The organism is Longimicrobium sp., from assembly GCA_036389795.1.
GTDB lineage: Bacteria > Gemmatimonadota > Gemmatimonadetes > Longimicrobiales > Longimicrobiaceae > Longimicrobium.
The window spans coordinates 1-13514 of the sequence record DASVWD010000090.1 but is presented as its reverse complement, the minus strand read 5'-3'; the positions used below and the strand labels follow the sequence as shown (position 1 = coordinate 13514).

At 72.3% G+C, this 13514-nt stretch carries 13 protein-coding genes and 1 other RNA gene; 6 read left to right on the top strand and 8 right to left on the bottom strand.

What is annotated here, in order from left to right; genetic code table 11:
* Window positions 1-6 precede the first annotated feature (6 nt).
* Complete coding sequence (gene ligD, locus VF746_11580; GenBank protein ID HEX8693054.1) at window positions 7-2757, top strand: DNA ligase D; 2751 nt, start codon at window positions 7-9, stop codon at window positions 2755-2757.
* Window positions 2758-2958: 201 nt separating this feature from the next.
* On the opposite strand, the gene VF746_11575 is transcribed toward ligD, so the two are convergent.
* The 5 genes from VF746_11575 to VF746_11555 form a co-directional block, all read right to left on the bottom strand.
* Entirely contained in the window at window positions 2959-3306 is a 348-nt protein-coding gene (locus tag VF746_11575; protein HEX8693053.1) for a DUF4377 domain-containing protein, read from the bottom strand.
* Window positions 3307-3453: 147 nt separating this feature from the next.
* Window positions 3454-3826: a transfer-messenger RNA gene (ssrA, locus tag VF746_11570) on the bottom strand.
* 545 nt (window positions 3827-4371) lie between these two features.
* The gene (locus tag VF746_11565; protein HEX8693052.1) at window positions 4372-6318 is read right to left on the bottom strand and encodes a S41 family peptidase; all 1947 of its coding nucleotides are present in this window, start codon (window positions 6316-6318) and stop codon (window positions 4372-4374) included.
* 2 nt (window positions 6319-6320) lie between these two features.
* Window positions 6321-6926, bottom strand: a complete 606-nt coding sequence (locus VF746_11560) for a TetR/AcrR family transcriptional regulator (GenBank protein ID HEX8693051.1) — start codon at window positions 6924-6926, stop codon at window positions 6321-6323.
* Between the two features lie 133 nt (window positions 6927-7059).
* A complete protein-coding gene (locus VF746_11555; GenBank protein ID HEX8693050.1) occupies window positions 7060-7446 on the bottom strand; it encodes an immunoglobulin-like domain-containing protein in 387 nt (128 codons plus the stop codon).
* A 401-nt stretch (window positions 7447-7847) separates the two neighbouring features.
* Here VF746_11555 and VF746_11550 point away from each other — a divergent pair, with 401 nt between their 5' ends.
* The 4 genes from VF746_11550 (at window position 7848) to VF746_11535 (ending at window position 10909) form a co-directional block, all read left to right on the top strand.
* Window positions 7848-8423, top strand: coding sequence for a hypothetical protein (locus VF746_11550; protein HEX8693049.1), 576 nt, complete (start codon window positions 7848-7850; stop codon window positions 8421-8423).
* 77 nt (window positions 8424-8500) lie between these two features.
* On the top strand, window positions 8501-9325 hold the full coding sequence (locus VF746_11545; GenBank protein ID HEX8693048.1) for a PHP domain-containing protein: 825 nt from the start codon (window positions 8501-8503) through the stop codon (window positions 9323-9325).
* 373 nt (window positions 9326-9698) lie between these two features.
* Window positions 9699-10265 (top strand): hypothetical protein, encoded by a 567-nt coding sequence (locus VF746_11540; GenBank protein ID HEX8693047.1) that lies wholly within the window; start codon window positions 9699-9701, stop codon window positions 10263-10265.
* Between the two features lie 8 nt (window positions 10266-10273).
* Complete coding sequence (locus VF746_11535) at window positions 10274-10909, top strand: hypothetical protein (GenBank protein ID HEX8693046.1); 636 nt, start codon at window positions 10274-10276, stop codon at window positions 10907-10909.
* Here the strand turns inward: VF746_11535 and VF746_11530 are convergent.
* The 3 genes from VF746_11530 to VF746_11520 are packed head-to-tail and all read right to left on the bottom strand — an operon-like array spanning window position 10906 to window position 12229.
* Entirely contained in the window at window positions 10906-11274 is a 369-nt protein-coding gene (locus tag VF746_11530) for a VOC family protein (protein ID HEX8693045.1), read from the bottom strand. The genes VF746_11535 and VF746_11530 overlap by 4 nt on opposite strands.
* A gap of 41 nt (window positions 11275-11315) precedes the next feature.
* A complete protein-coding gene (locus tag VF746_11525; protein HEX8693044.1) occupies window positions 11316-11822 on the bottom strand; it encodes a VOC family protein in 507 nt (168 codons plus the stop codon).
* Between the two features lie 14 nt (window positions 11823-11836).
* Window positions 11837-12229 carry a helix-turn-helix transcriptional regulator gene (locus VF746_11520; protein HEX8693043.1) on the bottom strand — a complete coding sequence of 131 codons (393 nt, stop codon included), beginning with the start codon at window positions 12227-12229 and terminating at the stop codon, window positions 11837-11839.
* Between the two features lie 257 nt (window positions 12230-12486).
* Between VF746_11520 and VF746_11515 the strand changes: the two genes are divergently transcribed.
* Window positions 12487-13206, top strand: a complete 720-nt coding sequence (locus VF746_11515; GenBank protein ID HEX8693042.1) for a methyltransferase domain-containing protein — start codon at window positions 12487-12489, stop codon at window positions 13204-13206.
* Window positions 13207-13514 lie beyond the last annotated feature (308 nt).

The window sequence follows — 13514 nt, the reverse complement described above, 5'->3', positions numbered from 1 at the left end:
CGGCGGATGGGGCTGGCCGAATACAACCGCAAGCGTGACTTCGGCAGGACGGCCGAGCCGCGCGGCGCCGAGCACCGGTCCGGCGACGTGCTGGCCTTCGTGATCCAGAAGCACGCGGCCAGCCATCTCCACTACGACTTCCGCCTGGAGCTGGACGGCGTCCTGCTGAGCTGGGCGGTGCCCAAGGGCCCTTCCCTGGACCCCTCGGTGCGCCGCCTGGCCGTCCACGTCGAGGACCACCCGGTCGAGTACGGCGACTTCGAGGGGGTGATCCCCCGGGGCGAGTACGGCGGCGGCACCGTGATGCTCTGGGACCGCGGCGCCTGGGAGCCGCGCGGCATCGATCCGCGCGCGGGCTACCGCAAGGGCGACCTCAAGTTCTACCTGCACGGCGAGAAGCTGCGCGGCGCCTGGCACCTGGTGCGCTCGCGCCGGGCCGGCGACGACGGCGGCAAGGAGCAGTGGCTCCTCTTCAAGGACAAGGACGAGGAGGCCCGCCCCGAGTCGGAGGGCGTCATCACCGAGGAGGAGCCGCTCAGCGTCAAGACCGGCCGCTCCATGGAGGAGATCGCCGCCGACCGCGACGCCACCTGGCATTCCAACCGCCCCCCGCAGGACGCGAAGACCATGAAGGCGCAACTCGCCGCCGTGGCCCGCGCCGCCCGCGAGAAGGCCGCCGAGTCGAGGTCCGCCCCGAAGCGCGCCGCGAAGACCGTCGCCTCGACGGCGGGCGCCGACGCGGGCGACCCGGCTTCGATCCCCGGCGCGCGCAAGGCGAAGATGCCCGCCGAGCTGCTCCCCGAGCTCGCCACCCTGGTGGACGACGTCCCCGCGGGCGACGGCTGGCTGCACGAGATCAAGTACGACGGCTACCGCCTGGTGGTGCGCATCGACCGCGGCGAGGTGCGCATCCTCACCCGCAAGGCGAACGACTGGACGGGGCTCTTCCCCGGCCTGGTCCCCGCCTTCGCCGCGCTCCCGGCGAAGCAGGCGATCCTGGACGGCGAGCTGGTGGTGCTGGCGCCCAACGGCACCACCAGCTTCCAGCTCCTGCAGAACGCCATCCACGCCGAGGACCAGGACGACCTGGTCTTCTACTGCTTCGACCTCCTCTACCTGGACGGCTACGACCTGCGCGGCGCCCAGCTCCTCGACCGCAAGGAGGCGCTCCGGGCGCTGCTGGCGGGGACCGACGCCGGCGGGCAGGTGCGCTTCAGCGACCACGTGCTGGGCCACGGGGCCACCTTCCACGACCAGGCGTGCCGGATGGGGCTGGAGGGGATCATCGCCAAGCGCGCCGACAGCCGCTACGTCTCCAAGCGCACCAAGGACTGGCTCAAGATCAAGTGCATGCGCCGCCAGGAGTTCGTCATCGGCGGCTACACCGACCCCAAGGGCTCGCGCTCGGGCTTCGGCGCCCTGCTGCTGGGCGTCTACGAGGGGAACCGGCTGATGCACGTGGGCAAGGTGGGCACGGGGTTCGACGACACCCTGCTGCGCACCCTGCACCGCCGGCTGGCGAAGCTGGAGACGGAGGAGTCCCCCTTCGCCAACCTCAAGCGGCGCCCGCGCGACGTGCACTGGGTGCGCCCCGAGCTGGTGGGCGAGGTGGCGTTCACCGAGTGGACCGGGGAGGGGATCCTGCGCCACCCCGCCTTCCAGGGCCTGCGCGAGGACAAGTCGGCGCGCGAGGTGGTGCGCGAGGAGCCGATCGCTCCCCCGCCCTCCCCCGCCCCGGAGGAAACGGACGATTCCCCCCGCGCCGCGTCGAAGGCGAAGAGCGCGGGCGGCGCGCGGAAGGCGAGCGTCTCCCCTCCCCCGTCCACGCGCAGCCACCGGGGCCGCAAGGGCGAGGCGGTGGCCGAGGTGGCGGGGGTGCGGCTGTCCAGCCCCGACAAGCCGCTCTTCCGGGAGAAGGGGATCACCAAGCTGGACCTGGCGCGCTACTACGAGGAGATCGCCGACTGGATGCTGCCGCACGTGGCCAGCCGCCCGCTGACGCTGGTGCGCTGCCCCGAGGGTGTCCCCGGCGAGTGCTTCTACCAGAAGCACGGCGACCAGCACTTCATCCCCGAGATCGGGCGGGTCCAGATCACGGAGAACGACGGCGACGTGAAGACCTACACCTACGTCGACTCCGCGCAGGGGCTGGTGGGGATGGTGCAGATGGGCGTGCTGGAGCTGCACACCTCGAACGCGAAGATCGACGACTTCGAGAAGCCGGACCGCTTCATCATGGACCTGGACCCGGCGCCCGACGTGCCGTGGGCGCGCGTGGTCGAGTCGGCGTTCGAGGTGCGCGACCGCCTGGCCGAGCTGGGGCTGCAGAGCTGGGTGAAGACCACGGGGGGCAAGGGGCTGCACGTGGCCGTCCCCCTGGCGCGCCGGCACACGTGGGACGAGGTGAAGGACTTCTCGCGGGCGCTGGCGGTGGACCTGTCGGCCCGCCACTACGGGAAGTACATCACCAAGGCGACGATCGCCAAGCGCAAGGGGAAGATCTTCCTGGACTACCTGCGCAACGGCCGCGGCGCCACGGCCATCTCCGCCTTCTGCATCCGCGCCCGCCCGAGCGCCGCCATCTCCGTCCCCCTGGGCTGGGACGAGCTGACGCCGAAGCTGCGGAGCGACGACTTCACCCCCGACGCGGTGATCCGCCGCCTGGGGAAGCTCAGGAAGGACCCCTGGGCCGACTTCTTCAAGTCGCGCCAGAGCATCACCAAGAAGATGCGCGAGGCGCTGGGAATGAAGGGATGATACTGAATTGCTGAAGTTCGTTCGGATTCAGATCTGAACTGAATGTCTCACGCAGAGCAGCAGAGTCAGCAGAGACTTCGTTGTTCTCTGCTGACTCTGCTGCTCTGCGTGATATTTCGGTTTTGGAACCAGAACGACGTTCATCGCCGTTACCAGAACTGAAGGGCGCGGACCGTTCTCTTTCGCTTCGGGCGCTTTCCGTCAGCCGGCCGGCGTCTTCGCGACCAGATGGATCAGCCGGTACTGGTACGCCGGCGCATCGGCGGGAATCGGCTCGGGGGCGCGGCGAATGCCCACGATCACTTCGTAGTTGAAGCCCGGCTCGTACGCGAACCCCGCGATGGGATCGTAGAAGTACGTCCATTCCTCCTCCGCCCGGTGCTTCACCAGCAGGCACTTCTGCGGGAACGCTCCGACGCAGTCCACCTGCTGCGGAGCGATGAAGAACGTCACGCGCTCTTCGGCTATGAACGGATGGTTCTCGCAGCCCGCCACCGGCACTGCGGCGACGAGTGACAGGGCAATGACGAGGTGACGGCAGCGGAGCATGGCGGGAGCTGAATCGGACGGGTGAGGGCCTGTGGCGGACGCCGATAAACATATGAATACGGCGGATTTGCACAAGAGGGGCGGGCGTCGCACGCCGGTAGATACGGCGAAGGGCCGCGCCGGACGGTGCCGGCGCGGCCCTTTCGCCAGTGGAGCTGGCGGGAGTCGAACCCGCGTCCGCCCACGAATCCCCCGCAGCGTCTACGTGCGTATCCCACCGTTCCTTTTCCTCGCCCGCTCAGCGGCCGGTGAGAGGCCTATCGCGAGCCAGCCGTGGAAGTCTCGCCTGCGCCGTCACGGCGCCGAACGCAGGCCAGCCCGATTTTAACGACACCCGGCGGCCCGCCTCAGGCAGGGCTGACCGACGGATGGGAGGTAACGAGCCCGAAAGCTCCAGTTACGCAGCCAGAGCGAAGTTGTCGTTCGCGGTTACAGATTTCCCGGAAGGTTTAACGAGGGTCCCGAGATCCTCGGCACGCAGCCACGGCTTCACCGTACGCGTCGAAACCATGACAGCCCCAATACCCGTGTTGTCAAACAACGACTTGAATCTAAGCGAGTGGGTCCTGTATGTCAATGTGATTGACTGACAACGACTTAGATCCCCTCTCGAAGAGCAAGAGGTGTCATCCTGAGGGCGCTGCTCCGGACCGGCGGAATGGGCAGGATTCCGGGCGCCCGAAGGATCTATGGCCCGGGACCGCGCCAGGGCCCGCAGGTCGGCGCGGTGGCAGCCCATAGATCCTTCGGGAGCGTCCAGGCATCGGTGCGGAAACGAGTTACGCGCCGACGCTCCCTCATACCGAATCCCGTTGAACAGTGGGTGATGAGGCGAGCGGGCATCCGTGCCGCTGCCGCGCCCAACCCACGTGGCGAGGCGAGTAGATCCTTCGGCCCTGCGATCATCCAGGCGTATGCTGGTTTCGTGTGATCGGGCCTCAGGATGACAAGCACACACCAGCCGACCTTGTATCACGCAGAGCAGCAGAGTCAGCAGAGGAGCGTTGTTCTCTGCTGACTCTGCTGCTCTGCGTGCCATCATCCAGCACTCGACCCCGCGCAATGTCAGGGGCCGAGGGCGCGCAGGGAGGCGCGGATCTCCGCGTTCTGGGGCTCCAGGCGGCTGGCGGTCTCGTACTCGCGTCGGGCCTGGTCGCGCTCGCCGCGCCGCTCCAGGATCATCCCCAGGCGCCAGTGCGCCCCGGCGAGCGAGGGCTGCCCCGGCCGGTGGGGCCGCTGGAGGTACGCGCGCAGCGCCTGCTCGCCGCGCTCGAGCCGCCGGCCCGAGAGCGCCGCCGTCCGCCCGACCTGGTACAGCGCCCCCACCTCGCCGGGATTCCGGGCGAGGAGCCCCTCGTACACGGCGAAGGCCTCCTCCCACTTCGCCTGCTCCTGGTACGCCCGGCCGAGCCCGTGCGCCGGCGCCGCGCTGTCGGGCTCCAATCGCCGTGCTTCGAGATACCAGCGCTCGGCCTCGCTCCAGCGCCGGGTCTCCACGCCCGCGGCGGCCCGCAGGAGGGCGCCGGCGTAGGGATGCTCTCCGCGGATGCGCTCGCCCACGGCGCCCAGGGCGTCCGCGGAGGGGACGGCGACGTGGGGCGCCACCCCGGTGCCCTCCAGGCGGGTGCCGTCGGCCGCGTAGTAGTCGGCCTCGGGGACCACCAGGATCCACCCGTCGCCCACGGGGAAGGGCGGCCCGGTGAGCATGGCGCCCGCGGTGTTCTCGCCCACCAGCGTGGCGCGGCCGGTGCTCCTCAGCAGGTGCGCCAGCGGCTCCGAGGCGCTGCCGGAGCGGCGGTCCACCAGCAGGTAGACGGGGCCGCCGTAGTGCGGCGCCGCCGGCGGCATCACGCCCACCGCCACCCCGTGCTCGCGCACCGCCAGGATCAGCCCGATCCCCCGGTCGTCGGAGATCACCGGGAGCGCGGCGAGCTCCGCCCGGGTGGGAGGCGCCTGGTGGCTCCGGTACCACTTCTGCCCCAGGAACGCCCCCACCACCGTGGTGTCGCGCAGCAGGTGCGCGGCCGCCGCGATCGCCGAGGCGTCGCCGCCCGGGTTGCCGCGCACGTCCAGGATCAGCGTGTGGGGCGCCGCCGAATCGACGCGGGCGAAGGCGCGCTCGACGGCGGCCCTCACCTGGTGGAAGCGCAGGATGCGCAGGTGGGCCACCCCCGGCGCCGGGAACGACAGCACGACCTGCCCCTCCGCCGGCGCCGTGGCGAGCAGCAGCAGGGAGTCGGCCGGCAGGGCCGCGCGCGCGGGGTTGCGGAAGAGCTCGAAGTGGGAGATGCGCACCCCGGGCTTGAGCGCGTAGAACGCGGCAACCGCGTCGGCGTCGTCCTGCGCCGCGGCGAGCCGCGCGTCCAGCCGGCGGAAGAACGCGCGCCACTCCGGGCGCTCCAGCAGTGCCGGGTTGAAGATGCGCTCCTCCACCGTGCGGCGGATGCCGGCGGCGAGGGCGCGGTAGTCGCGCACGGGCCGGCCGCCGGCGTGGGGAACGGCTTCCAGCGTCCCCGCGGGCGCGCCCAGGGTGTCGCGCCGCAGCTCGCCGCGCAGCCTCCCCCCGACGACGGTGCCGGCCAGGTAGTGCTCCCCCAGCAGGGGCGAGGCGAGCTTCCCCCGGACCACCACGGTGTCGCCGCGGCCGACGGCGGTGCCGTTCTCGATGCGCACCAGCGCCCCGCGCGGCGGCAGCTTCCCCAGCAGGCGCGCCAGGATGCCGCGGACCCCGCCCACCAGCTCGCCCGCGGCCCCGGGGCGCGAGAAGGCCTCCCACCGGCCCGCGGCCCCCGGCTCGAAGGTCATGCGCACGGCGAACTGGTTCCCGCCGCCCTGGTCGAGGGTGACCAGCCAGGGGCCGGAGAGGGAGGCCGCGGCCCCGGCGTCTCCGGGTGCCGCCGCGGCGCCGGACCGGCCGCCCGAGGCGCAGGCCGCGGCGAGCACGGCCAGCGCGACGGCGGCGCGGGCCGGGCGGGTCCCGGGGAAGGCTCTCCCTGTCGCGGCAGCGTACATGACTACTTCGGGGGTTCGGGGGTGAAGAGCTGCAGGAGCTGCTTCATGGTGCGGTCGTAGACCCGGCGGAAGACGGCGTCGTCGCCGCCGAAGCGGCCGCTGAAGTGCAGCGCGGTGAGGCCGTGGGCGGCCGCCCACAGCGCCAGGATCGTCTCGCCGGGGTCGCCGCGGCGGAGCGCCCCCGCTTCCATGGCCTCCCTGACCGACGCGATCATGACGCCGAAGGCGGGCGACGAGGTCATCCGGAGCGACGCGGGCGCGTGGGGCACGTTCGGGCGCGGGATCAAGAACATGAGCTCGAAGAGGCGCGGCTCGTCGAGCGCGAACTCCCGGTACTGCGTGAGCGCCGCCTCGAAGCGCCGCAGCGGCGTGCGCCGCCGGGCCGCGCGGGCGAGGTACTTCTCCCACCGCTCGAACCCCAGCCCCACCAGCGCCTCCAGCAGCGCGTCCTTGTCCCGGTAGTGCCGGTAGATCGCCATCGGGGTCACCCCCACCAGCTCCGCCACCCGCCGGATCGAGAGGGCGTCCAGCCCGCCGCCCTTGTAGAGGCGCTCGGCCGCGGCGAGGATCCGCTGCTGCCCCGGCGTCGGGTCTACACCGTATACCATGGGTATACATTGTATACCTGGCGCCGCGGGAGCACAAGGATCTCGTGTTCGCCCGCAAAAGCAGCGGCGCCGGAGCATCGCTCCGGCGCCGTGCGGCTGGCGGGTGGGGCGGGGAATCGCCCGGTCCGGTGGGTCAGAAGAGGACGAAGCCCGGCTCCACCCGGAACGGCGGCGTCGCCAGGACCGGCGACTCGAAGCGCACGCGGTAGACGCCCGCGGCGAGGTCCTGCGGCAGCTGGACCTGGATGGCCGTGGAGGCGCCGGGCTGCAGGGTGAGAAGGATGTCGACGCACGCGCTGCCCGGCGGGGGAAAGGCCGACGCCACGCGCCAGCCGTCGCCGGTGCGCCGCTCGATCCGGTGCACGCACAGGTTGTAGCCGACCGGCTCGTCGGAGACGTTGGTCACCGTCACCGTGACGAGGTTGCCGGTGCGGTACTCGCGCTGGTCGGTGGTGACGGCCACGCGCTGGTCGGCCGCGGTCGAGGACCCGCACCCGGCGAGCGCGAGCGCGACGAGCATGGCGGCGGCCGATCTCCTGCGTCGAACGATGGAAGCGATCATCATCCCTCCGGGAATGGGTTGGATCCGCGGCGGGCGGGCCGTCGTGCTCCGCTCCCGCCGTCTCACCGGATGCGAACGTCCGGAAGGCGACGGGTGTGACGGGTGCGCGACGTTGTGCGACGAAGCCCGGCTCCCTTCCGTCGGCGGGGATGGAACTCCGCCCGCCCGGCCGCGGTAGACCGCGCGCGGCCCGGGAACGCGGGAGATGGCGCGATGCGGGCTGCTCCCGCTTTCCGTGGCAGATCGGCCGCAAGCCGTTGCTGGTCTGAAACTTGTAGCCGGGCCGCGCGGGCGCCTCGCCCGGCCGATCCAGGCCGGGCGGGGCTTTCGACGTGAGAACCAGTCCAGGGGGAGAGAGGATGAGGAAGGCGGCGTGCGTGGCGGCGGCGGTGGCGGGGCTCACGCTGGCGGGGGCGGCGGCGGCCGGGGCGCAGGTGTTCACGCCCAGCTTCCAGGCCCCGCGGCTCAGCAACGAGCTGGGGATCTACGTGAGCGAGGACCCCCTGCACCTGGAGGGGAGCTGGCGGCGCAGCTTCGGCGGGTACGGGCTGGGCTTCCGCGGCGGCTACTCCGACGCGGGCGACGGGGCGCTCACGCTGGGCGTCGAGTACGTCAACCCGCTGGCGCTGGCGGGGGCGCCGCCGATCGACGTCGCGCTCACCGCGGCGGGGCAGGTGCTGGTCGGCGACGCCGAGGCGTTCGGCGCGCAGGTGGGGCTCGACTTCGGCTACGTCTTCGCCACGCCCGACCTGAACATCGTCCCCTACATCCACCCGCGCCTGGCGATCGTCGACGTGGGCGACGAGGCGGACCTGGAGGTGCTGGCCGACGTGGGGGTGAACCTGGACTTCCGCCCGAACCTGAGCTTCCGCTTCGGGGCGAACCTGGGCACGGGGACCGACTGGGGCGTGGGGCTGGCATGGCGGACCCGCTGACGCCCGCGGCCAGCATCGTGCGTCAGGGTGCCACCGCCGGCCCGCGGGCCGGTGGTGGCCCTTTCCCCCACAAAGGCATGAAGCGCGTAGACCTGCACATCCACTCCCACGCCTCCGACGGGCAGCTCCCGCCCGCCGGGGTGGTGCGCGCGGCCTTGGCCGGGCGCCTGGACGTGATCGCGCTCACCGACCACGACACGGTGGCGGGGGTGCGCGAGGCGCTGGAGGCGGCGCGCGGCCAGCCGCTGACCGTGATCCCCGGGGTGGAGCTCAGCACAGAGCACGGACTGCACGAGATCCACGTGCTGGGCTACTTCGTGGACCCCGACTCCGAGGCGCTCCAGGCGCACCACGCGCGGGCCAGCGACCGCCGAGCCGGGCGGATGCGCGAGATGGTGCGCAAGCTCCAGGAGCAGGGGGTGGGGGTGGAGCTGGAGCAGGTGCTGAAGATCGCCGGGCCCGAGGCGGCCTCTCTCGGGCGGCCGCACCTGGCGCGGGCGCTGCAGGCGGGCGGCCACACCCGGAGCGTGTCCGAGGCGTTCGAGCTGTACCTCAAGGACGGGGGGAGCGCCTTCGTGGCCACCGAGTTCCCCAGCGTGCGCGAGGCGATCGACACCATCCACGCGGCCGGGGGGCTGGCGGTGTGGGCGCACCCGGAGCTGGAGGTGTTCGAGCGCGAGGTGCGCACCTTCGCGGGGTGGGGAATGAACGGGATCGAGTGCTTCCGCCCCAACACGCCGCCGGTGGAGGCGATGCTCTTCGACCGGGTGGCGCGCGACATGGGTCTCTTCCGCACCGGCGGCTCGGACTGGCACGGCCCCCACCGCGGCCGGCTGGGCGACTGGGCGATCCGCTGGGACGAGGTCCGGGAGATGCTGGAGTCGCGGGGGATCGCGGCGTAGGGGAGATCCCCCGGCGCCGGGTGCGCCGGGTGCGCCGGGGGGGAAGGGCGGCTGAAGCCGCGGCTACAACGGCAGAAAGCCTCGCAAACCCCGCGAGGCTTCAACGGCATCCGGGCGCGGGTTTCGCCGCGCCAGGGCGGCGTCCTGCGTGGCGCCGGGGTCCAGGTCCGCCGGGGACCGCGTGAGGGATGCGCGCCCGGAGGGCCGGGACGGCGCCGCCACAGGGGTATCGTGGCGGCGGCGGCCCGGCGCGGTTGGGCACGGTGGTATCGTGCCCTACCGCGCGCGCAGCCCGGCCCCCGCAGGGGGACACGCCCAAGCGAGCAGTTGCGGTTTCGCGGTTCCCGGGGTTCGGCGACACCCTTCGACTCCGATGACGACGACAGCCACGGACACGGACGGCGGCGGACTGCGCGACCCCTGGGTGATCCCGGGGCTCGCGCTGCTGGCCGTGCTCACCGTGCTGGCGCTCCTCCTCTACCGCAGCGCCCCGCAGAGCGCCGCCGAGGTGAGCCGCGCCACCTGGGTGTCGGTGGCGCCCGACGCCTTCACCCCGCGCATGGCGCGCGCGCGCGAGCGGGTGAGCGCGGCGCTCCGGGCACGCGCCGCGGGCGACACGGCGGGCGCCCTGGCGCGCTACGCGGAGGCCGAGGAGGAGGCGCTCTCGGCGCGCGAGCGGGCGGGGGACAGCACGCGGGTGGCCGCGGCGACGGAGCTGTGGGCGGGCGCCGCGCTCGACCGCGCGGAGCTGATGCTGGCCGCCGGCGCGCGCCCCTGGTACCGCGGCGACGACGAGCAGCTCCTGCGCGAGGCGATGACGATCGTGCAGGGCGTGCGCTCCGCGCCGACGTCGCCGGGGGCGCGGCAGCGGGCGGACGCGCTGGCCGCGCGCATCGAGCGGCAGCTCCGCACGGGGCCGCTGGAATGGCTGCCCAGGTGAGGGCGGGGATGACGGCCGCCCAGCGCGCGGTGGCCGCGGCGCTCCTCTTCTTGGCCGCGGGGGTGCTGGCCGGGGTCGCGCCGGTGGAGGGCGGGGTGGAGTACCGCTCCTTCGGCCTGGTGGAGGGGCTGTTCGCGCTGCTGCTGGCGTACCTGCTGGTGCTGCGCGGCGCCTGGCCGAGGCCCGCGGGGGTGGCGGGGTGGGCGGCCGCCGCCTACGGGACGGTGGCGACGGCGCAGGTGCTGGAGCTGCTCTTCCCGCCGCCCGGGCTGCTGGAGTGGGTGGTGGTGGCGGGGGTGGCGATCGCCGCCTGGGGCGTGTTCGCCGGGGGGACGCGCCGGCGGCTGGTGGCCTCGCTCGCCAGCCTGGCCATCCTGCTGGCGCTGCTCAAGTTCTCGATGATCCCCGTGCTCTGGGAGCGCGTGGGCCCCGCGCCGGGGACGGCGTTCGGGCTGGGTGACCTGGCCGAGAGCGCCCGGCGCGTCTTCGCGGACTACCGCCCGGTGCGCCCCGCCGGGCAGCTCGTCGGCTTCGTTGCCGTCTGCTGCTGGGCCCTGGCGACGCGCCTCCTCTGGCCCCCCGAGCCGGGGCGGGCCGCCGTCGTCGCGGAGGTCCCCGACGACGCCGATCCGGTCCAGGCCTAGCTCTCCGAGCTCAGCACGAACTGGTTGCCGTCCGCGTCCTTGAAGACGGCGGAGGTGCCCCAGCTCTCCTTCTTCGGCGGCTGCTGGAACTCCACGCCGCGGCCGCGCAGCTCCTCGTACGTCTTCTCCACGTCCTGCGTCGCCCACGCCATGGGCACGAAGCTCCCGACGCGGTCCTCCTGCCCCGTGGGGGTGAAGAGCACCACGTGCGTCTCCGCTCCGGGCACCTCCAGCTCGATCCAGCGCTGACCGGGACCCATCGGCACGTCCTGCACAAGCTTGAACCCCACCTTCCGCGTCCAGAACTCGAGGGCGCGGTCCTGGTCGGCCGTGGGGATGCTGACGAATTTCACTCTGCTGATCATGGTCGGGCTCCGGTCGAAAGTGCGAAGTGCGAAGTGCGAAATCAACTCTCAGCGGGCGATCCGGAATCCGGGTCGCGCTCTCCGGCGCTCCAGTCGGCGGCGCGGCGCTGCAGCTCCTGGGGCGAGAGGTCTTCGATGCGGCTGCCCACGCTCCAGCGGTGGCCGAACGGGTCGCGCACGATGCCGTAGCGGTCGCCCCAGAAGGCGTCCTGCACCGGCATCAGCACCTCGGCGCCCGCGTCCAGGGCCCGCTGGAAGACGGCGTCGACGTCGTCCACGTACAGGTGCAGCGTCACCGGCGTGCCGCCCAGCGTCTCGGGGGAGACGACGCCCCAGTCCGGGAACTCGTCGTTGATCAGGAAGCGCGAGTCGCCCAGCAGCAGCTCCGAGTGCATCACCGTCTTCCCGTCGGGCGCCAGGTTGCGCAGCAGCTCGTGCGCGCCGAACGCCGCGTGGTAGAACGCCACCGCCCGCTCCACCCCGCGCACCACCAGGTGCGGCGTGAGGGTGTGGAAGTCCTCGGGGACCCGGCTCACCGGCTGCGCCATCGCTCACCCCCTCCTCATCCCTGGTCCGCGGATCCGCCCTCCGGCCCGGGTCCGGAGCGCCCCGGCAGCAGCCCGCGCGCGGCCGACGCGTCCACCAGCGTCGCCAGCCTCTGCGCCTCGGCCTCGGCGACGCGGCGGCCGAAGCCGGTCAGCCGGTAGTAGCGGCGGCGCTCGTCGTCTTCGGGGCCGGCGCGGTCGCCGGCCTCCTCGATCAGCCCGTCCACCAGCATGCGCTGGATGGAGCGGTAGAGCGTGCCGGGGCCCAGGCGCACCTGGCCCGCGGTCAGCTCCTCCACCTCCAGCATGATGCCGTAGCCGTGCGCCTCTCCGTCCGCCAGCACCAGCATGATGTGGAAGACGGCCGGCGTGAGCGGCACCAGCTCTCGCGGGTCGCGCGGGTCGGTCACGTCGGCGTGCTCACTCCAGTGTGGATATATCCACGGCGGATATAATAAGGACGTGAGACCCCGCTGTCAACCGGTCCCGGCGTCCTGGACCTAAGTGGTGATTCTAACAGTATTTATATGTGTGGATCGATCCCGTGGACACTTCCTGACGAGGGACACTGAGCGAAGGCCGCCGTCCTGAGGTCCCTCCGGGCAGGAAACTTGTAACAGCCTCCGTGGCTCCACGCAGACACGAGTCGGCTCGTCAAAGGGAGAAAATGAGCACGTCCGTCGCGCAGGCAGAGGCGCTGCACACCACCACGGGGGATTTCCCGCTGCACGAGTACCGCCTCGAGCTGGGTGGGCGGGAGTGGAGCGTGCTGCACACGGGCGCGGTGCTGACCCACGTGGACGAGTGGAACTTCTTCCGCGAGCTGAAGGACCGCCTGCCGTACGGGGTCGCCCTCTGGCCCGCCGCCATCGCCCTGGCCCACGAGGTCGCCTCGCGCGCGGACGGCTTCCGGGGCGCGAGGGTCCTGGAGCTGGGCGCCGGGACGGGGCTGCCGGGGATCGTCGCCGCGTCGCTCGGCGGGCGGGTGGTGCAGACCGACCGGCACGAGCTGGCGATGTCGGTCTGCCGGCGCAACGGCGAGCGCAACGGCGCCGGGGCGATCGAATACCGCGTGGCGGACTGGGCCGACTGGGACGACGCCGGGCGCTACGAGTGGATCCTGGGCTCGGACGTCCTCTACGCCGAGGCGGGGCATCCGCACCTGCGCCGGATCTTCGAGTCCAACCTGGCGCCGGGGGGGCGGGTCCTGCTCTCCGACCCGTTCAGGGCCGCGAGCTTCCGCCTGCTGGAGGAGCTGGAGGCGGACGGCTGGAGGATCACGCTGGCCAAGTGGAGCGTGGGCGAAGAGGACGATCTGCGTGCCATCGGGCTCTTCGAGCTGGAGCCGCCGCGGCAGGGCGGAGGCCCGCCGGGCGGCGACGGTTGACATAAGTCTGCCATCTGCATATACTTGAGGCCCTTCGCGATACGGGCGGCGGCGCTGCCCGGGGCAACGGGACGGTGAAAACGCCCGTTGACAAACGCGATGCAGGATGGTAAGTTAGAGGGCTCCGCAGCGCTTGCTTCGCTGCGACCAGGCTGATTGAAAACAAGGGTAGAGGGCTGGGTGTGAAGTCGAGCGAGACTCGACGCACCGAAGCGTGTTCTTAGGAACGGTGGACCGGGTAGGAATATCCGGTCAAGCGAACAAGGGCGCACGGTGGATGCCTTGGCACGGACAGGCGAAGAAGGGCG